Raw genomic sequence first — 19,906 nt, 5'->3', positions numbered from 1 at the left:
GATCACAAACTAAAAGGTTACATGTAACCTTTAGGGTTATATGTTTTTAAATCAGCAAGATAGCGTGTTTACTTCTGCCGATACTGCTACATTCCAGCGGTATCCATCACCACTCACGACCCGATAACCACTATCAATAATGAGGGCATGCCATGAACCAAGCCGTTAATGCGCTGCAAAATTTTGGCAAGTCGCTGTACGCGCCGGTACTGATATTACCGATTGTCGGGCTATTTATTGCCCTCGGTAATGTGTTCGGTAACGGTAATCTTGCCGGATATCTGCCTTTTCTGGCGCATCCGCTGGTGCAGGATTTTGGTCAACTGATTTCAAAATCTGCTGTCGCCATTCTGGCTAATCTGGCGCTGATATTTGCCGTTGGCATTCCGATTGGTCTGGCGAAACGTGATAAAGGCTATGCCGCATTAATTGGGCTGGTGGTGTTTATCATCTTTATCAATGCGATGAATATCACGCTGCAATTACAGGACAAGCTGGTGAACAGCGAGGCGCTGCGGGCTTCTGGCCAGAGCATGGTGCTGGGCGTGCAGGTGCTGGAAATGGGGGTGTTTGCCGGGATTTTGACCGGGGCGATTTCTGGTTATCTGTATAACCGTTTCTCGGGAATTCAGTTTAACGGCGTGATGGCGATTTACTCCGGCCACTGTTTTGTGGCAATTATCGGCATCCCGCTGTCCATTGCGCTCGGTTTTGCCATGAGCTATCTGTGGCCGTTCGCCCAGCATGCGATTACGGCGATGGCCTATGGCATTCACGGTGCTGGTGCGGCTGGCGTGGCGATCTACGGTTTTCTGGAACGTATTCTGATCCCGACCGGTTTGCATCATCTGGTGTACACCCCGTTTCTGTATACCGAGCTGGGTGGCACACGCGAGGTCTGCGGCACAGTTTATCAGGGTGCCCGCAATATCTATTTCGCCGAAATGGCCTGTCACAGTGTGGCGCAGCTCAGCCCGACGGCAGTCTGGGACGCGCGTGGTATCAGCAAGATGTTTGGTCTGACGGCGGCGGCACTGGCGATGTATCTCACCGCCAGACCGGAACGCAAGGATGCGGCCAAAGCGATTCTGATTCCGGCGGCTTTCACCTCGTTCCTGCTGGGCGTAACGGAACCGCTGGAGTTTTCATTCCTGTTTGTTGCCCCGATGCTGTTCGGCGTACATGCCGTACTGACCGGTATTGGCATGATGCTGTTTTATCTGTTCGGCGTACATGCCATCGGCGCAAACGGCGCGATTGATTTCATTTTGTACAATCTGCCGCTGGGCATCGCCAAATCTGACTGGCCGATGTACATCGTGGTGGGCCTGATGATGTCGACACTCTACTTCATTATCTTCCGCTTTCTGATCCTGCGTTTTGATATGAAAACGCCAGGCCGTGAAGACGATGAGGTCGAAACCCGACTCTACTCGAAGAATGATTACCAGGGTAAAAACGGGCGTTCAGCCCGCGCTGAATCTGCGCCGGACGCTAATGCCCTCGGTCTGAATATTATCGCCGGACTGGGCGGTAAGCAAAATATCGAGGTGGTCGACAACTGTTATACCCGTCTGCGGGTGACGCTAAAAGATATCAATACTATCAATGAACAGCAGCTCAAAGACACCGGTGCGAAAGGGGTTATCCGTCAGGGTAACACTGTCCAGGTGGTGTATGGGTTGCACGTTAAGAAAATGCGTGAAGCTGTTGAAACCGCGCTCTGAGAGGAGAAGTACATGAAAAAGTCCCCGTTTATTCTCGCGATTGCCGGTGGTGGCAGCACTTACACGCCTGGTATTGTTAAGAGCCTGATGGTGCGTCTGGCTGATTTTCCACTGGCAGAGATTCGGCTGTATGACATCGACAGTCAGCGTCAGCAGATTATCGCACCGGTGGTGGAGAAAGTGATTCGCGATCACAGTGACAGTATCAAGTTCACCGTCACCAGCGATGCCGAAGTGGCGTTCAGTCAGGCGAATTTCGTTTTCGCCCAGATGCGCGTCGGGCAATATAAAATGCGCGAGCAGGATGAAAAAATCCCACTACGTCATGGCGTCGTGGGGCAGGAGACCTGCGGGCCGGGCGGTCTGGCCTATGGCCTGCGTACCATTTTGCCGATGGTGGAGTTAATTGACCTGGTCGAGCGCTATGCGGATAACAATGCCTGGATTGTTAACTATTCCAACCCGGCAGCAATTGTGGCCGAGGGCGTCCGGCGTCTTCGCCCGCAGGCGCGGGTACTGAATATCTGTGATATGCCGGTGGCAGCGATGCGAAATATCGCCGCGATCCTGGGCGTCGATCGTCATCAGGTGACCGTCGATTACTTCGGCCTGAACCATTTTGGCTGGTTTACGCATTTATATGTCGACGGTGTCGACCGCCTGGCGGAAGTGCGTGAGCATGTGGCGCGTTTCGGCCTGTTGACGGAGGATGCAGCGGCCACCGATCCACAGCATGCCGATCCATCATGGGTGAAAACCTGGCGTAATATCAAACCGATAATGGACCATTTTCCGGATTTCCTGCCGAATCCCTATCTGCAATATTATCTGATGCCGAATCAAATTGTTGAGCATCAGGATCCTGATTACACCCGCGCCAATGAAGTGATGGATGGCCGTGAAAAGAAACTGTTTGCCGCCGCCGCGGAATATCAGCAGACCGGTATTCTGCCGGATGCGTTCCACGTTGGCGTGCACGGTGCGTTTATTGTCGATGTCGCCTGCTCGCTGGCGTTCGATTTGCGCCAGCGCCATCTGGTGATTGTTGAAAATCGCGGCGCCATCGCCAATCTGCCGTATGATGCGATGGTTGAAGTGCCTGCTTATATTACAGCGCAGGGGCCGGAGCCGGTGCGGATGGGTAATGTGCCGCAGTTCCACCGAGCCTTACTGGAACAGCAGCTGGCTTCGGAACAATTGCTGGTCGAAGCGACGATGGAAGGCAGCTACGAGAAGGCATTACAGGCATTTACCCTTAACCGCACGGTGCCGACCATGCAGCATGCCAAAGCCATTCTCGACGAGATGATCGCGGCGAACCAGGATTACTGGCCAGCGCTAAAACAGGCATTTAAAGATGGCCAGCCGCAAAGCTAAGTAAAACCGAACGGGGCGCAGCGTGCTGCGTCCCAAACTTATCATAGCGTTATTGAATCCTGTCCGATCCGCCTTTAGGATAGCGCATCACTGCTTACCGAGGGGCGTTATGCATAACAGTCTCACGCCACTGCTGCAACGGGGTCGCGATCTTACCCGCGCTGAATACCGTGCACTGGCCTTTGTCGCCGACAATACATATCGCATCAATAAACTGACGGTAAGAATGCTGGCAGAGGAGACATTTGTTTCCACCGCCACCATTATGCGGTTGTGCCAGAAACTGGGGTTCAGTGGATTCAGCGAATTTATCTTTCACATCAAGCTGCTACTAAATGACTACCCGACGCAGCCGCCTCTGCCGCCGTCAGAAACTCATCAGCCCACGCCGCTGGCATTCCCGCAATTTGTCGCCAACTACCAGCGAACGTTTGATTTTATCAGCGCCGAAAGTATCAGTGCCTTCAGTCAGCTATTGCATCAGCAAGAGAGCTTTTTCCTGTATGGTACTGGCTTTTCCCATCTATTTGCTGAATATCTGGCGAAAAAGTTACAGATTCTCGGCAAAACGGCTTTCGCCTCAGGCCTGGGTGACAGCCGCAGTATCTTTCTGAATAACGCCGCAAAATACCGGGTATTTATTGCTATTTCGCGCAGCGGTGAAACGGAGCAGGTGCTGGATAAAGCGCGTATTGCGCTGAGTTCTGGCATGACGGTGGTGGTGTTTACCCGTGCGTCTTTCAACTCACTCAGCAGGCTGGCGGATATACACTTTCAGTTATATGACGATGCCAGCAATGAAGCGGTGGACGTTGGCGAGATCACCTCATTTGAATCCAACCTGGTGATGCTGATTGATTTGCTGCTGCTGCATGCCACCGGCTGAATATCAGACTGTTGAAATCAATGCAAAAAGCCCGCTCAGGTTTCCCTGAGCGGGCTTTTCTAAATATGGCTCCTCTGACTGGACTCGAACCAGTGACATACGGATTAACAGTCCGCCGTTCTACCGACTGAACTACAGAGGAATCGTTGGAACGGGGCGAATATTAGCGATGCGCCGCACAGATGTCAAACCTGTTTTCACAAAATGCCACTGACTGCCGAATAAAGCACCAGTCGTGATGTTTTCCGGATTGTTTAGCGGCAAATTTGTGCTGTTGACGCGGTTAAAACCGTTTGAACACATCATCCTGTTGCAAAAGTTTTGCATTCATCTTCGGAAGAATGATCACATTTATTTCATTTTCATATTGTGGAATCATTTTTTGAAATATACATTCCATTCACAGGGTTTATCAACGGCAGGAAATCGGCATGGAAAAGGTGAGAATCGGACTTATTGGTACGGGCTATATTGGTCGTTGTCACGCAATTGCTTATGCTCAGGCATCGACAGTGTTTAAGTTAAAAGGCGAGATCGTGCGTGAAATGCTGGCGGAAGTAACGCCGGAACTGGCGCGTAGTAAGGCTGATGAGTTCAGTTTTAACCGCTCAACGGGTAACTGGCGCGAGCTGGTCAGCGACCCCAATATCGATGTGGTCGATATCTGTGCGCCGAACTTCCTGCATAAAGAGATGGCGCTGGAGGCGATTCGTCACGGTAAACATGTCTACTCAGAAAAACCGCTGGCGTTAACGGTAGCGGATGCCGAAGAGATGACCCGCGCTGCCGAACAGGCCGGGGTGAAAACGCTGGTGGGCTTCAACTATATGAAGAACCCGACCAGCCAGCTGGCGCGTGAGATCATTGCTCGTGGTGAAATCGGCGAAGTGGTGCATTTCTACGGTACTCACAATGAAGATTATCTGGCGAACCCTGACACACCGCTCGACTGGCACTGCCAGAAAGCGCTGGCCGGGCTGGGTGCACTGGGCGATCTGGCGGCGCATATCGTCAATATGGCGCACTATCTGGTGGGCGATATCGACGAGGTCAGCGGTGATATGCTGACGGTGATTAAGCAACGTCCCGACCCGAAAGATCCGGCACGGTTATTGCCGGTAGAAAATGAGGATCAGGCCAGCGCTTTACTGCGTTTCTCGCAGGGTGCGCATGGCGTGATTGAAACCTCGCGTATCGCCTGCGGCAGCAAAATGGGTCTGACCTATGTGGTGACCGGTACTAAGGGAACCCTGCGTTATACCCAGGAGCGCATGGCAGAGCTGGAGCTGTATTTGCATGACGATCCCGCCGGGCGGCAAGGATTTAAAACCATTCTCACTGGCCCCGCACATCCGGATTATGCCGCATTCTGCATTTCAGCCGGGCATGGAATTGGTTTTAACGATCAGAAAACCGTTGAGATCCGTGATTTGATTAACGGCATTGCCGCGAATGACCGGATGTGGCCAGATTTCGCCGAAGGTTTGCAGGTGTCGAAAGTTCTGGAAGCGATTGCGGTATCGGCCATTGAACGGCGCTGGATGAAGGTTTAACGACGTTTTTCCCAGAGGCTGCGTTTTGCACCCTGCATACCATCAGGACGGGAGCCGAAAACGGCTCCCCTACAGAGTAACTTTATTCCCGGTTATTTGACGTAAACCGACTCAGTTATTGCGGGCAACCTGCAACCATAACTTATCCAGTTCGTAATAGCGGTCGCTTTCATCAGCCGCTTGCTGCCAGTCACGCTCCCACGGCTTGGCCAGGATATAATGCAGATTCTTCACCTCCGCCAAATTCCAGCTTCGGGCATGCTGAACTGATAGCATTTTCAGCGCGTTATAGATATACGGCAACGCTTTCCAGCATCCGGCGAAAAACTCATTTAGCAGATCCTGTTCCGAAAACGGGTAGCGGGAGAGATCGTCAATTGCAGCGATTTTTCGCTCCAGCTGGTCAAAAACCTCAGCGTCTGGCGTCAGCACCAGAAATCCGGCGTTTAAATAGGCGTCGAGGTGCGCTGGCGCAGGTTGCTGACGATCCTGCCAGCTATAGAAACAGTTTTCCGGTACCCAGTGTGGCGGATAACTGGTGATTTTATTTGGGTTGCAGCGGCAGGCGTGACAGGCGGCGATGCCGTTTTCCGGCAGTTCAAGCTCAAACAGCTCATCCATATTTTGCAACACCAGCATATCGGCATCGAGAAACACCAGTCGCTGATAGTCGGTCAGCTGCCAGGCGCGCAGTTTAGTCCAGACTTCCGAGAAGCGCGCCGAAGCGTAATGATGCGCCAGCTCACTTTGCGGATTCAGCGCCGAGACCGCCACGATTTTGCAGCCCTCAGCTTTCAGTCGGTCGGCGATCGCCGGTTCAATATTTTCGGTCACCATCACTACCAGCGGATAGCGGCTGCCACTCTGGCGTAATGATTTATGCAGCGTTTGTACACCCGTCAGATAGTCGGGCTGAGTCAGCAATGTTATCCATGCCTGCATAGCGTTTCCCCCGGTTGTGTCTTAGTCAAAAAGTTGTGACAGGTAGTCGTTGCTGAATTTTCTCTGTGGATCAAGCTGGTGACGCACTTCACGGAAGGCATCCCACTGCGGATAATTTTCCCGCCAGTGATAAAGGTGCGAGTCATAATATTTGCCCCAGTGCGGGCGCCCGCCTTCTGCCGCCAGCAGTTTCTCCACTTCGCTAAGAAAATGGGTGCCTTCTGCTGACAAACTGCCGTCATCGGCGTAATAGACCACAAAGCCAAAGAAGCAGGTGGCCTGCTGATACGCCGGGCTGAGCCAGGCGGAAGAGGGGCCGGTACAGCGCAGAATAATCGGATAGTGCATATGTGGATGCTTTTCTGCATACCAGCGTTTGATTTTGCCGATCACTTCTGCGGCACGCGCCAGCGGGATACCGATTTCCACATTAATTTGTGGCACCGCGATTCCGCGGCAGAACACCTGATAGATATCGCCGGTCACATTCGAAAAATCTTTAAACCGGGTGACGGTTTTAAACTGTTTGCCGCCTTCACCGCGAATCTGAGTATCGTTATGCATATGTTCCAGCGTCTGCTCGATGGTGTTGTTCAGCGAGCTGTCACTGTCGGCTTGTTTAACCAGATCGCCGTAATTGAGGCGATAAACCTGTTCTTCTTCCGGCGTGGCCTCACGGGCGCACCAGACATGCATCTGATCTTCATCGACAAACCACCAGGCTTTACTCAGCGCATAATTTTCATTCCACTGATAAAGATCTTGTTCCAGATTGCTGGCGCTGACGGCATTTTTAAAGCAGGTGTAGATACGTGACGGAATGGTTTTCAACGTCACCGCCGTCACCACACCCAGCGAGCCGAGCGCCACCTGTACCGCGCCAAACCACGGATGTTGACGGTCGAATTCGCGGATACTGCCATCGGCCAGCACCATACGGATATTCAGTGCCTCATCGGCCAGCGAGCTTTGTTGCAATCCCTGACCATGGGTGCCGGTCGCCATCGCGCCCGCCAGCGTTTGTATTGAGATCACTCCCGGCGAAGAGGCCAGCATGCGTCCCATCTCGCTGAGCGTCTGATAGACCTTACCAAGCGGCGTGGCGGCGGCAAAGGTCACACTGTTATCGGTGGAATCCAGCACGCCTGACAGCTGGCTGAGATCCAGCAACATATCCTGCTGATGATCGATTTTCAGCATGCGGCCAGGTGCCAGTCTGCTGCCGATCACCTTAACTTTGCCACTGTGGCTGGCGAGCAGTTGCTGTAATTCTGCCTCGCTCTCTGGCCGACAAACCGCACGACGGTCACCTAACTGAGCATTTTGCGCCCAGTTCCACACCTGAGTATCACTATGGTTTGATTCGGTATTTCTGAGCGGGAAGCGCTTATCGTCTGTTTCCACTACAACATTCCTTCCATCTGGTCTGTGAATTGTCAGCGCCTCTGGCAGAGTGAAGAGCGTGACTGACAGAGGACGGATACATTTATCCGCCGCTCTCTGTAGCGTAGACCATTTGGTTTAATGCCAGGTTTTGACAGCCGATATCGGGCGTGGGTCAGCTAAGGTTTTCTTCCGGCTCATTACTGTCCGCCAGCCTGCTGATATGAATCGTCAGCCAGGTCAGCTCATCTTTTGGCAGGGCAATCTGATACTTCTCGGCGATATAGTCGCGAATCGCCCAGGAGACGTTCATCGCCGCAGGATAGAACTTCAGCAGCTCGTGGTAAAAGTCGTCGCTGTTTTTTGGCGCGATTTTTTTCGTAATAATCCGCTCGGCAAAATAGCGCAGATGGGTGATAAAACGGATGTAATTTATCGCGTTAATATCGATGTTTTTATTCAGTTTATAACGGACAATTTCTGCAATGCGATTCACCAGCTGCACCTGCAAGTGCGCATCGCTGTTTTCGCTGTCGCCGGAAGCGTTGATCAGATGAAAAGCGATATTCACCGCTTCATCCTCGGGCAGCTCGATGTTAAAGCGCTGGCTGACGCTGTTCTTTGCCAACACACCTAACTCATATTCACGCTGATAGTACCGCTTCACTTCCCAGCTGAGTTTATTGGCAAAGCTGCTGCCGTTTTTGCAGCGCTCAACGGCAAAGTACAGATGTTCTGCCAGCGTAAAAAACAGTACGGAATTGAGTTTCTCAACATAATGCTGCTGAGCCATGGTGATAATGTCATGGGTGGCATCAAAAAATGCCGCAGGAATGGTATCGGTAAGCGAAAGAAAGTGTCTCGACTTGAGGTTATCCAGCGGTATAAAAACCTGCTCAACCTCTGCCACATCAACCAGCGTGCCGGGTTTGGTGCCGAAACCAATACCCTTGCCAAACAGAATCATTTCCCGTTGGTCATGGTCTACCAGTAACATGCTGTTGTTCAGCGATTTCTTCACTTTAATCACGATATTTCCCTGCGGCGATAATTCACAGTCAGTCGAGGTCGCGGCCATTGCTGGCGATGACTTTTTTATACCACCAGAACGAGTCTTTTCTCAGGCGCGCCAGTGAGCCATTACCGTCATCATCCTGATCGACATAAATAAATCCATATCTTTTAGTCATTTGTGAGGTACCGGCACTGATAATGTCGATGGTGCCCCAGCTGGTAAAGCCCATCAGCTCAACGCCTTCATTGATTGCCTGCTCCATTTGCTCAAAGTGTGAGCGGAAGTAGTCAATGCGATAGCCGTCATGGATTTTGCCATCCTCAATACTATCTTTCGCGCCAAGGCCGTTTTCGACAATAAATAGCGGTTTCTGATAGCGATCGTAGAGTTCCAGCAGTGAAATTTTCAGCCCGACCGGATCTATCTGCCAGCCCCATTCCGATGCCGGCAGGTACGGGTTTTTCACCCCCAACACGGTATTGCCGGCAATACGCTCGGCGTCGGGCTGGGTTGATTCGGTCAGCGACATGTAATAGCTGAACGACAGGAAGTCCACGGTGTACTGGCGCAGAATGTCCTCGTCGCCCGGCTGCATTTCAATCTGAATGCCGCGCAGTTCCAGATCGCGTTTAATCAGTGGCGGGTAAGCACCGCGAATCTGCACATCGGTATAGAAATAGTTCTCGATATTTTTCTTTAGCGTGGCTTCGACATCGGCCGGATGGCAGGTGCGCGGATAAGTGGTCAGTTTAGTCAGCATACAACCCACCTGACTACCGGGAATTTTCGCGTGGCAGTCGCGCGTCGCCAGCGCTGAGGCGACAAACTGATGATGCAGCCCCTGATAAACATCGCGGGTTTCTCGTCCTGGCGCGCTTTTTTCATGACGAATACCGGCAGTGGTAAAGGGATGACGATGAATACTGTCGATTTCATTAAACGTCAGCCAGTAACGCACCAGATCTTTGTAGCGATCGAAGCACACATTGCTGTAACGCACAAAGGCGTCGACAACATTACGGTGTACCCAGCCGTTATATTTTTCACTCAGCACCAGCGGCATTTCGTAATGGGACAACGTCACCAGCGGTTCAATCTGATGTTTGCGCATCTCACGGAACAGATCTTCATAAAATTGTAGCCCGGCCTCATTGGGCTCGGCATCTTCACCGGTGGGGAAGATGCGCGCCCAGGCAATCGACACGCGCAACACTTTGCAGCCCATCTCGGCAAACAGCGCCAGATCGTCTTTGTAACGATGGTAAAAATCGATGCCGCGCCGTTTCGGGTAGAGCGCATCATTGTGGCCGTTCAGCGCATCGTCAATATTCTGATCGCTGAGCGCCATATGGCCTTCATAGTTAGTCAGATCTAAATTAGCTTTATAGGTAATTGCATCCGCGACAGAAGGCCCTTTACCATCCAGGTTCCATGCGCCTTCAGCCTGGTTGGCGGCGATAGCGCCACCCCATAAAAAGTGTTCAGGAAAGCCAGATTGCGTGTCCTTCATACAGACTCCTTTAACGTCATGATGTTGTGATGATTATTGATACTGAGTCGGGGGATTTCAGCCGAGACGCTGAAACGTTCGCTGTTAGTGACCACCATCATAATCACCGGGTCATAACCTGCGGTGATTATGGCTTCGAGGTCAAATTCCACCAGCAAATCGCCGGTTTTCACCGGTTGCTGTGCGCTGACCTGCGGCGCAAATCCCGCGCCATTCATTTTGATGGTGTCGATACCGATATGGAAAATCAGCTCGACGCCACCGTTGGTTAACATGCTGAGCGCATGGCCGGTATCGAACACATTGCTGATCACCCCGTCTGCTGGCGCATACAGCGCACCTTTGACCGGACGAATCGCAATACCGTCGCCCATAATGCGGGTGGAAAACACCTCGTCATTCACCTGTTCAAGCGGGATCACCTGGCCTTCGGCAGGGCTGTTAAAGCGCAGCTCCGGCGTGGCTTGCAGGCTGTCGGCGGGAGTGGCCTGCTGCTCTTCGCGCCAGATAAATAGGGTGATAAAGAACGAGACGCTAAAGGCGATACCCGCTGCGGCCAAGGCCCAGACGATATTCCATTTATTATCCGGTGAAACAAACAATGAAATACTGGGCAGACCCGGACCGACCAGCGCAAACGCCTCGACCGCCATCCAGCCAATAAAAGCACCACCAATAACGCTGCCGATAATCACCGAACAGAGCGCTTTTTTATGCAGCAGGGTAATACCATACAGCGCGGGTTCGGTAATGCCGCATAGTGCCGAAATACCGGAGGAGAGGGCGGTGGATTTGAGTACTTTGTCTTTGGTTTTCAGTGCAATTGCCAGACAGGTACCCGCTTCGGCAATATTGTGCGCCAGCGAAGCCGGCAGATATAACATCTCGCGGCCAAATTGCCCCATCGACGCCACAACGTAGGGGATCATCGGTTTATGCATCCCGGAGGCCACCATAAATGGCAGTACACCTGCCAACAGCGCGGTAGCAACAAAACCTAACTTGCCATACAGCCAGAGAATCACCGTTGCCAGGCCGGCACCCACTTCATAACCTAGCGGGCCAAGGAACAACAGGGTAACCGGCACGGTAACCAGTAAAGAAAGCATCGGGGACAGGAAAATACGCAGTGCGCCAGGAGAATAGCGATTAAAGAATTTCTCGGTTTGCGCATAAAAAATAACGCATAGAATTGCCGGAAATACCTGAGAAGCGTAGGCGATATTTTTCAAATCAAGCGAGAAGAATTCGGCACCTTCCGCCAGTTGCTTCGACATCGCCGGTAATACCATCACCGAAACCGCCGATACCGCGACCAGAATATTGACCTTTAATTTCATCGCGGTGGTTATCGCCACCAGGATCGGTAAAAAGTAGAGTGGGGCGGAGCCGATATTATCCAGCACTTTATAAGTTGAACTATTGCGGCTTAACCAGCCCATCAGATCCAGTAACAGCAGTATTGATTTCAGTACGCCGCCACCGGCGATTGCCGGCACCAGCGGCTGAAAGACGCTGATAATAAAATCGATAATATATGACATCCGGCTGGTGCGAACCGGCGTGCTGCTTTCGCTTTTGGGCTGATCGTCGGTAAGACTTTTCACCGCCTGATAAACACCAATCACTTCGCTGCCAATAATCACCTGGCACTGGGCGTTAATTCTGACACCCAGTACGCCCGGCACCTTTTCCAGCGCCGGTTGATTAACCCGCGCATTATCACGGAGAGTCAGCCGCAGTCGGGTAGAGCAATGATCTGTATGATCGATATTGTCACTGCCACCCACCAGATTAATAATTTCCTGCGCTGTCTGAAGGTAATTCATGTCACGACTCTCCTGCCGCCCAAAAAAAAAGACCTGAAGCCCCCTTTTTTAAGAGAGAGCTTCAGGTCTTGCCTGGATAACCAGTTACACGCCTGGGACTAGTTGTATATTTTGCCGCAGCGGAAAGTCAAAGAGATTACTGTCTCAGTCATTATATCTGTGACGCAATTGGCAAAATTTCGCTCAAAAACGCCATTTTTCGCGGCAATCAGTCGCAGCGGATATAGCGCAGGGTCGCGGTAACGGCTAAATGACGATTACGTGTGGCAATTTCGGTATCGCTTTTATCACGGGTAAACAGGGTGCTGAAAGTGTAGTGGTTTGAGACATGGTGGACACAAATGCTGCTCAGCAGGCGGTGCACATCCAGCGTTTCCACATCGTCCCTGAATAAACCCGCGGCGCGACCACGGTTAAGAATATCGTCGAGCACATCCACCGCACTTTTATTCAGTGACTGGATACGCGCGGACTGGCTGATATAGCGGCCACGCAACAGGTTTTCACTGCATACCAGACGAATAAAATCCGGGTGAGAAGCATGATAATCGAAACTCTCTTCCACCAGTTTGATCATCGCTTCCTGCGGTGCCAGTGCTGACAGATTCAGTGCAGTTTCGTGCTGACGAATCTGATGATAGACATGTTCGAGCACCTCGATATAGAGGCTTTCCTTGTTGCCAAAGTGATAGACCACCATACGCTTGGTGGTGTCGGCCTGTTCGGCAATCTGCTCCAGCCGTGCGCCCTGCATACCAAATTCAGCAAAGGTTTTCAGGGCTCCGGCGATAATGCGTTTTTTTAGTCCTTCCGGATCGTTCTTTCTCTTGGCTGGAGCTGGCATAGGGGGACATCCTGATAATGTTTAGGGCTGGGCTTAGGGTAACGTTGCTGGCGGCGTGACACAATCCGCCTGGGTTAAACGAATTGTAGAAAGTTTGTCGGGGAAGGGGGGGCTAACTGTGCCGGAGGTGCCGTGATGCGATTAGCAACCGTCTGGCTAAAGAGCAAAAAGCCCGCTCAGGTTTCCCTGAGCGGGCTTCTTAAATATGGCTCCTCTGACTGGACTCGAACCAGTGACATACGGATTAACAGTCCGCCGTTCTACCGACTGAACTACAGAGGAATCGTTGGAACGGGGCGAATATTAGCGATGCGCCGCGCGGATGTCAAAGCCGGATTTCACCTTTTGAGTGCGTTTGCTTACAGAAGCGGCAAAATCTGACTGGTCAGAGTCAATCCGCTTATTTCATCAGCAAATTGTGCTGCCGGCAGCGTCGGACAAAAGCAAACATATCAGGGCGGTGAAAAGTACGCCTTTAAATATTTCTGGCTACTGAGTAAAAATGTGGTGGATAGAAACTATCCATGTTTTGTTTATTAATCTCTTGCCAGTAAAGCGACTCGCAGGTGTTTAAGGATTATTTCAGGATCCTGGAAAGTAAATTTTTGACACATACCCTCAATGTACAAGTGTGCATATCCGTGTACCGTACACCAGGCCAGTTCTGTTCTTGTTGCCAGCGCGTTATCCGACAGCAAAGTGCCATATTCAGCCTTGTAAGACTGTTTCAATGCACACTTCAGAAACTCTAAGGCCTCATCGCTATTTTTCGAAAGTCTTTCCGAAGGTAAGGGGCTGGTTTTCATTTTTGTCATAACACGAAAGAGACCGGGGTGAGTTACCGCAAAACGAATATAGCCTGTACCCGCATTGAGCAAACTCTCTGCCGTGGAATTCTGCGTTTTTTTTTGCATTTCTTGCGTCAGGAGGCGGTACCCTTCGGCGGCAAGTTCATCCAGCAGCCCCGTAATAGTTCCAAAATGATGGGCCGGTGCAGCGTGCGAAACCTCGGCTTTTCTTGCACAGGCGCGCAGAGAAAGCCTGTCTATTCCTTCATTTTCAATGATCTCAAGTGCCGCATTAATGAGCGTGGCGCGTAAATCACCATGGTGGTAACTCTTTTTTGCATTTGATGAAGTCATGATCTCTCCCTAAGCGTAGCTTCTATCCATTTAATCAAATCAACTTGACACTGACAACATGATCTGTGAATTTAATCTTGTCACTGACAAATTGTGGCGTGCATCCATTCATATCCTTAAATTTAAGATGAGGCCGGACTTATGAGCACTTTATTTTTCATAAACTTACACAAGATTTTAGTGATACCAGTGATTTATTCCTTATGTGGTATTACCAAAATGACTCAATGACTGCCTGCACCTATCTGGCATTGCATGGCACATATTCCATCCTGTGGCTGGTTAAAGAGTCGACTTTTCCTGACCAGCGGTTTGCCAATGAGTTTCCCCGGGCGTGGGTGGGATGGTTATTTATCTTTACTCCCTTGGCTGGTTATTACCTGACTCCGTATCTGTTGATTAGCAATAATGTAACAGTTCAACCATGGCTGATCTGTCTGGCATTATCGATTTATATCATCGGGATTTATCTGCATTACGTTAGTGATGCACAGAAATTTTATACTTTGCGTTTAAAAAAAGGATTAATTACTGATGGATTATTTAAATATAGCCGTAATCCTAACTATCTTGGGGAGATTGCTATTTACATGGCGTTTTCTATATTTTCCATGCATTGGGTGCCCTTCGTCGTATTAGCATGTTGGTGCTGTTTCTTTATAAGAAATATGCTCCGAAAAGATCGTTCACTATCACGCTATGCTGAGTTTGAAGAGTACAGTAAATCAAGTCGATTGTTATGAATAGAGAAGTGAAGTCTTCTGATATGAAATCCAGTATTTTGATCGAAAAAACTTTAAAAAATAAAACTCCACTGAGAATCCAGAAATTTCGGGAGCATTTCAACCCATAACCAACGTCCGTACCTCGCTCGTAGCTGACCCTGATTGTTGTTGCAGGCAGCTTTGTGCCAGAAGCGGATGTTGCTAAGTCCGCACTGCATTAATTAGAGGGGAGCAGGTCACGCATCGGACTCGAGCTGGAAGGAAGAACACGCGATCTGGCTCTGTTTACCATGGCGTTGTATCGACTCCTGAAAACCGGTCGCGCCAGCCACTGATAGCACGCCAACTCAAGCCACATCGTGGTCAGTTCCTGCAACCTGGTAAAGTCTCAAAAATTACAGGTATAATCCCACTCATTATTCAACTGGTTTAGAAACGAAGATGACAAAACTTACCCTACAAGAGCAGATGTTAAAAGCTGGATTAGTGTCCAGCAAAAAAATGGCCAAAGTCCAGAGAACGGCCAAAAAATCACGCGTTCAGGCTCGTGAGGCCAGAGAGGCGGTGGAAGAGAATAAAAAAGCGCAACTTGAGCGTGATAAACAGCTAAGCGAACAGCAAAAACAGGCCGCGTTATCTAAGGAATATAAAGCTCAGGTGAAGCAGCTTATTGAAATGAACAGAATTCCCCTGCCAAAAGGCGATATCGGTTTTAACTTCACTGACAATAATTTAATCAAAAAAATTGTTGTGGACAGCACCACCCAGGCTCAACTGATTAGTGGTCGCCTCGCCATCGCGCGTTTGGTGGTTGATAATAATGGTGGCAGCGAATACGCGATTATCCCGGCGAGCGTAGCCGATAAAATTGCGCAGCGTGATGCAGACAGTATTGTTTTAAATAGCGCGCTGAGTCAGGAAGAGCAAGATGAAGAAGATCCGTATGCCGACTTTAAAGTGCCCGATGATTTAATGTGGTAGTTAACGGTGACAGATGTCGGTTTTGACGATCGCCGTCATCTGATTAACCCTTTCCTTATGTACTTTGCCGCCACGCCGGGCGTCTTCGGGCGGTAGGGTTACTTTCAGAACGGGACGGGATTATGGGCTTTGATCCACTGCTGGCTAACGGGATGAATAAAATGCAGTTCACTAGCGTGCAGCATCAGCCGCGGTGTCCGTTCGGTGCCGGGCAGCAGGCGACCGCCATACAGGTCACAGCCCAAAATAGGGTGGCCCAACTGCTGACAGTGGATGCGGAGTTGATGAGTGCGCCCGGTTTCCGGGGTGAGTTGTACTCGCGTCAAGGGCAGTAACGTCCCGTCCTCATGCTTATGGTAAAAGCGCTCCACAACCCGATAGCCTGAGCGAGCGGGCTTGCCGTTGATTGCGCAAATCGACATCAGCGGGAACAGCGTCGGGTCTTTGGCAATTGCTGCGTCTATCACCCCTTCGTTGTCTTCCAGATGTCCGCAGAGCAGTGCGCTGTACACTTTAGTCACTGTGCGCTGGCTGAACTGTTGGCAGAGCGCGGCATTGATCGCTTTATTGCGGGCAATCACCATCAGCCCGGAAGTACCGAAATCAAGGCGGTGGATCAGGGTGCAGCCGGGGAATATCTCTACCAGCCGATGGTGCACTGAATCGCGATTTTGCGGATTTTTCCCCGAGAGGCTGAGCAGCCCGGTGGGTTTATTGATCAGCACCAGGTGATCGTCCTGATAAAGATACTCGATCTCGTCATGGCACGGTGGGGCAATAAAAGTATCGATTATGCTGGACATCTGTCTACCCGGCTGGAGAGTGGCAGCGGATGATAACCAATTTTAAGCCGACTGACGAATCTTGCTGTTGGCCTGACGGGCTAAGGGTGACAACCTGTCACGCAGATCACGACGCCAGCTTAATTCCCTAAGCCATCGCCGCTTTGCGCAGTGGATTATCTTCTTTGTTACGAGCGCTAATCGATCTTAGCCGTGGGGGATTGCATAAAAAATCTACCTTATTTAATATCCATCCAGATGGTTATAAATCAGGAGGGGTAAATGGGACGAAAAAAAGAGATTAGTACTGACAGTATTCTTGATGCGGCTGAACAGGTTATCGGGCAGTCAGGTGTCGCCAGACTGACAATCGAGGCCGTTGCGGCACAGGCGAAAATCAGTAAGGCCAGTGTATTGTATGTTCACAAAACCAAGCAGGCACTGCTGGAAGCGTTAGTCACTCGTGCAATGCAACGAGATGACGGTATACACCGTGAAGCCGAACTGAGGCTTGATAAAAATGACAGTGTAGCGCTCAGAGGCCGCATTGAGGTGGCCAAAACGCCGCCGCCAGAAGAATTTCGACCAATAGCATTAAATCTCAGTTCTGCGCTTATTCTGAATACCGAATTGCGTAGAACGATGCAGCAACATCAGTCTGAAGTCATTGAACGCATCATTACCACATCCGCTTATCCTCGTGGCGCGCTGCTGGCTTATCTGGCGCTGGAGGGATTCAAATTTCTCGATCATCTGGATTTTCATAAGTGGAGTGCCACCGAACGTGCACAAATTCTGGCAGAGCTTAACTGGCTGGCGGATCAGGATGTTCCGGTTGCAGCGGCAACAGGAGAAAAAGATGACTAAAAGCCACGCAGATTTAGCGGCAGCAATGCGTACCCGGCGGGTATTCATTACCGGCGGCAGCGGCTTTATAGGCCAAAATGTGATTCGCTATTACAAAAATGCGGGGGCGGAAGTTCGGGCACTGGCAAGGAGTGATGCAGCAGAACGGACAATCATTGAAGCAGGGGGGCAGCCGGTACGAAAAAGTTTGTTCGATTCAGACCTGTATCTTTCGATGCAGGGCTGCGACCTTTTGATACATGCTGCCGCCAATACCTCACACGCCTGTCACTCAGCAGATCAATGGCGGGTCAATGTCGAAGGTACGCAACGGGTATTCAACGCTGCGCGAAAAGCAGGTATCAACAGAGCTTTGCACGTCAGTACTGAGTCAGTACTGCTCACAGGTAAACCGCTTATCATGGCTAAAGAGTCGCTACCGTTCCCGAATAAGTTTGTTGGCGCGTATTCCGGTTCAAAAGCTGAGGGTGAACTAGCTGCGTTAAAGCAGTCGGACAAGGATTTCAGCGTAGTCATTGTCCGGCCTCGCTTTGTCTGGGGTAAAGGAGACACTACCGCCCTGCCGCAACTGATGGAAGCTGTGAAATCCGGTAAATTTGCCTGGATTAGCGAGGGTAACTATTTAACGTCTACAACACATATCGATAATCTTTGCCAGGGGATAAGCCGCGCCGCAGAGTATGGAGGTCATGGCGAGGCCTATTTCATAACTGACGAAAAGCCCTCTATTTTCCGTCAGTTTGTGAGCGAATTATTGGCCACTCAGGGGATTGCTGTGCCTGACAAAAGCGTACCCCGAGGACTCATTTATTTACTGGCAAAGTTGGGTGATGGAATAAACTGGATATCATGTGGTCGAATAAAAAGTCCGTTGAATATGCAGGTCTATGCCACATCAGCTGTTGAGGTTTCACTGGATATCACTAAAGCCAGGAATGAACTCGGTTATTTTCCTGATGTATCACTGAGGCAGGGACTGGATATGATGCGGTAAATGCAGTGGGGGCAGTCCGTACGCCGGTTGTGTCTGGTTCCTGTCCTCCATCACAGCGGTTATTGACAGTTCGTTGTCCCAACTCTGAATACATATATGCACATCAGCCTGTGTAAGCATCCCGGTAAACCGTGCCATTAATTTTGGGAGATATTCAGATATTATTAAGCCTGCGCGCTTGCTACTTAGTGTAGAAGGTCATCAACTGATGCGCGCAAATCAGGGATATTTTTACTTCAGTCAGGCGGGGTGAGCATATTTTAACCACTATTTAGTTATGTTAGAGTCGCTACTTGTCAATTTGGATGACAGGTAAAAAAAAATGGGTATTACTCCAACCCCGCATGATGCTGTATTCAAACAATTTCTTTCTGACAGAGAAACTGCGCGCGACTTTCTGCAGATACATTTGCCTCCGTCGCTGCTGAACCGTTGCGATCTTGATACCCTGCAACTCACCTCTGGCAGTTTTGTTGAGGATCATCTGCGAGCATTTCACTCGGATGTGCTGTATTCACTAAAAACAGATAGCGGCGAAGGGTATATCTACTGCCTTATCGAACATCAGAGTACCGAAGATGAACTGATGGCCTTCCGGCTGATGCGTTATGCCATCGCGGCCATGCAGCAGCACCTCAAGGCTGGGCATAAACAGCTGCCATTGGTGATTCCGATTCATTTTTATCATGGACAGAAAAGCCCCTATCCGCATTCGATGAACTGGCTAGTTGGATTCGGCGATCCAGAGCTCGCCGGACAGATTTATGGCAGCGACTTTCCGCTGGTGGATGTGACGGTTATCCCTGATGATGAAATTATGACTCACCGGCGTATGGCGGCGCTTGAGCTGCTCCAGAAACATATCCGTCTGCGCGACATGTCGGAGTTGCTTGAGCATCTGGTCACGTTGATGAGCAGTGGTTACACTACTAATGAACAGTTGGTCGTGCTGATGAACTATATCGTCCAGGCAGGAGAAACTGCCGACCCGGAATCCTTTATCCGTGAGCTGGCAGTACGGTCACCGCAACAGAAGGAAATACTGATGACAATCGCAGAAAAATTCGAGCAGAAAGGTGTGGAAAAAGGCCTGGAAAAAGGCCTGGAAAAAGGCCGCAAGGAAGGGATACAGGATGTGGCGCGCAATATGTTAGCAAAAGGGTGGGATATTGAGAAAGTGCAGGAAATGACAGGCCTGGACGAAGATGAAGTGAAAACCTTACTGATAAATGAGCGTCAGCAGAGTGGCATTTAATCGTTTCTGGCGGAGGTATCCTCCAGTTCACCGAGGGTACGCAGAAGAAACATTTCCCGTTGTTTTGCATTAAACGAAACGGGATGATCTGCTA

At 50.5% G+C, this 19,906-nt stretch carries 17 protein-coding genes and 2 tRNA genes; 9 read left to right on the top strand and 10 right to left on the bottom strand.

Going from position 1 to position 19,906, the window contains the following annotated elements:
- Positions 1-152: 152 nt before the first annotated feature.
- The 3 genes from NG42_RS02540 (at position 153) to NG42_RS02530 (ending at position 3,990) form a co-directional block, all read left to right on the top strand.
- Complete coding sequence (locus tag NG42_RS02540; RefSeq protein WP_052897497.1) at positions 153-1,727, top strand: PTS transporter subunit EIIC; 1,575 nt, start codon at positions 153-155, stop codon at positions 1,725-1,727.
- A 12-nt stretch (positions 1,728-1,739) separates the two neighbouring features.
- The gene (locus NG42_RS02535) at positions 1,740-3,104 is read left to right on the top strand and encodes a 6-phospho-alpha-glucosidase (RefSeq protein WP_052897495.1); all 1,365 of its coding nucleotides are present in this window, start codon (positions 1,740-1,742) and stop codon (positions 3,102-3,104) included.
- A gap of 109 nt (positions 3,105-3,213) precedes the next feature.
- Positions 3,214-3,990 (top strand): MurR/RpiR family transcriptional regulator, encoded by a 777-nt coding sequence (locus NG42_RS02530; RefSeq protein WP_052897493.1) that lies wholly within the window; start codon positions 3,214-3,216, stop codon positions 3,988-3,990.
- 66 nt (positions 3,991-4,056) lie between these two features.
- Here the strand turns inward: NG42_RS02530 and NG42_RS02525 are convergent.
- Positions 4,057-4,132, bottom strand: a tRNA-Asn gene (locus NG42_RS02525).
- A 289-nt stretch (positions 4,133-4,421) separates the two neighbouring features.
- On the opposite strand from NG42_RS02525, the gene NG42_RS02520 reads away from it, so the two are divergent.
- Positions 4,422-5,543: a Gfo/Idh/MocA family protein gene (locus NG42_RS02520; RefSeq protein WP_052897491.1), complete on the top strand. Its 1,122-nt coding sequence runs from the start codon at positions 4,422-4,424 to the stop codon at positions 5,541-5,543.
- Positions 5,544-5,654: 111 nt separating this feature from the next.
- On the opposite strand, the gene NG42_RS02515 is transcribed toward NG42_RS02520, so the two are convergent.
- The 8 genes from NG42_RS02515 to NG42_RS02480 all read right to left on the bottom strand — a co-directional run bounded on the left by NG42_RS02515 (position 5,655) and on the right by NG42_RS02480 (position 14,208).
- On the bottom strand, positions 5,655-6,485 hold the full coding sequence (locus tag NG42_RS02515) for a glycosyltransferase family 8 protein (RefSeq protein ID WP_052897489.1): 831 nt from the start codon (positions 6,483-6,485) through the stop codon (positions 5,655-5,657).
- A 21-nt stretch (positions 6,486-6,506) separates the two neighbouring features.
- On the bottom strand, positions 6,507-7,889 hold the full coding sequence (locus NG42_RS02510) for a D-arabinono-1,4-lactone oxidase (RefSeq protein ID WP_052897487.1): 1,383 nt from the start codon (positions 7,887-7,889) through the stop codon (positions 6,507-6,509).
- Positions 7,890-8,043: 154 nt separating this feature from the next.
- Positions 8,044-8,898: a PRD domain-containing protein gene (locus NG42_RS02505; RefSeq protein WP_052897793.1), complete on the bottom strand. Its 855-nt coding sequence runs from the start codon at positions 8,896-8,898 to the stop codon at positions 8,044-8,046.
- Between the two features lie 28 nt (positions 8,899-8,926).
- Positions 8,927-10,393 carry a glycoside hydrolase family 1 protein gene (locus tag NG42_RS02500; RefSeq protein ID WP_052897485.1) on the bottom strand — a complete coding sequence of 489 codons (1,467 nt, stop codon included), beginning with the start codon at positions 10,391-10,393 and terminating at the stop codon, positions 8,927-8,929.
- Positions 10,390-12,222, bottom strand: a complete 1,833-nt coding sequence (locus tag NG42_RS02495; protein WP_052897483.1) for a beta-glucoside-specific PTS transporter subunit IIABC — start codon at positions 12,220-12,222, stop codon at positions 10,390-10,392. Before NG42_RS02495 ends, NG42_RS02500 begins: the two co-directional genes overlap by 4 nt.
- Positions 12,223-12,430: 208 nt before the next feature.
- Positions 12,431-13,066 (bottom strand): TetR/AcrR family transcriptional regulator, encoded by a 636-nt coding sequence (locus tag NG42_RS02490; RefSeq protein WP_052897481.1) that lies wholly within the window; start codon positions 13,064-13,066, stop codon positions 12,431-12,433.
- A 206-nt stretch (positions 13,067-13,272) separates the two neighbouring features.
- Positions 13,273-13,348: transfer RNA gene (locus tag NG42_RS02485), tRNA-Asn, on the bottom strand.
- A gap of 254 nt (positions 13,349-13,602) precedes the next feature.
- Positions 13,603-14,208 (bottom strand): TetR/AcrR family transcriptional regulator, encoded by a 606-nt coding sequence (locus NG42_RS02480; RefSeq protein ID WP_052897479.1) that lies wholly within the window; start codon positions 14,206-14,208, stop codon positions 13,603-13,605.
- 227 nt (positions 14,209-14,435) lie between these two features.
- On the opposite strand from NG42_RS02480, the gene NG42_RS21815 reads away from it, so the two are divergent.
- Together NG42_RS21815 and NG42_RS02475 are read left to right on the top strand one after the other, a co-directional pair.
- Positions 14,436-14,951 (top strand): DUF1295 domain-containing protein, encoded by a 516-nt coding sequence (locus NG42_RS21815; protein ID WP_162231010.1) that lies wholly within the window; start codon positions 14,436-14,438, stop codon positions 14,949-14,951.
- Positions 14,952-15,374: 423 nt separating this feature from the next.
- Positions 15,375-15,914, top strand: a complete 540-nt coding sequence (locus NG42_RS02475) for a DUF2058 domain-containing protein (protein ID WP_052897474.1) — start codon at positions 15,375-15,377, stop codon at positions 15,912-15,914.
- Positions 15,915-16,018: 104 nt separating this feature from the next.
- Here the strand turns inward: NG42_RS02475 and NG42_RS02470 are convergent, their stop codons facing one another.
- Positions 16,019-16,717: an RluA family pseudouridine synthase gene (locus NG42_RS02470; protein ID WP_052897471.1), complete on the bottom strand. Its 699-nt coding sequence runs from the start codon at positions 16,715-16,717 to the stop codon at positions 16,019-16,021.
- A 261-nt stretch (positions 16,718-16,978) separates the two neighbouring features.
- On the opposite strand from NG42_RS02470, the gene NG42_RS02465 reads away from it, so the two are divergent.
- The 3 genes from NG42_RS02465 (at position 16,979) to NG42_RS02455 (ending at position 19,812) form a co-directional block, all read left to right on the top strand.
- Positions 16,979-17,563 carry a TetR/AcrR family transcriptional regulator gene (locus tag NG42_RS02465; RefSeq protein ID WP_052897465.1) on the top strand — a complete coding sequence of 195 codons (585 nt, stop codon included), beginning with the start codon at positions 16,979-16,981 and terminating at the stop codon, positions 17,561-17,563.
- Positions 17,556-18,557 carry an NAD-dependent epimerase/dehydratase family protein gene (locus NG42_RS02460; RefSeq protein WP_053115892.1) on the top strand — a complete coding sequence of 334 codons (1,002 nt, stop codon included), beginning with the start codon at positions 17,556-17,558 and terminating at the stop codon, positions 18,555-18,557. Before NG42_RS02465 ends, NG42_RS02460 begins: the two co-directional genes overlap by 8 nt.
- A gap of 322 nt (positions 18,558-18,879) precedes the next feature.
- Complete coding sequence (locus tag NG42_RS02455; protein WP_052897462.1) at positions 18,880-19,812, top strand: Rpn family recombination-promoting nuclease/putative transposase; 933 nt, start codon at positions 18,880-18,882, stop codon at positions 19,810-19,812.
- Positions 19,813-19,906 lie beyond the last annotated feature (94 nt).

Origin of the sequence: Winslowiella iniecta (assembly GCF_001267535.1) — a bacterium.
Taxonomy (GTDB): domain Bacteria; phylum Pseudomonadota; class Gammaproteobacteria; order Enterobacterales; family Enterobacteriaceae; genus Erwinia; species Erwinia iniecta.
The sequence above is the reverse complement of the archived record's forward strand: the minus strand, read 5'-3'. Positions and strand labels throughout refer to the sequence as shown.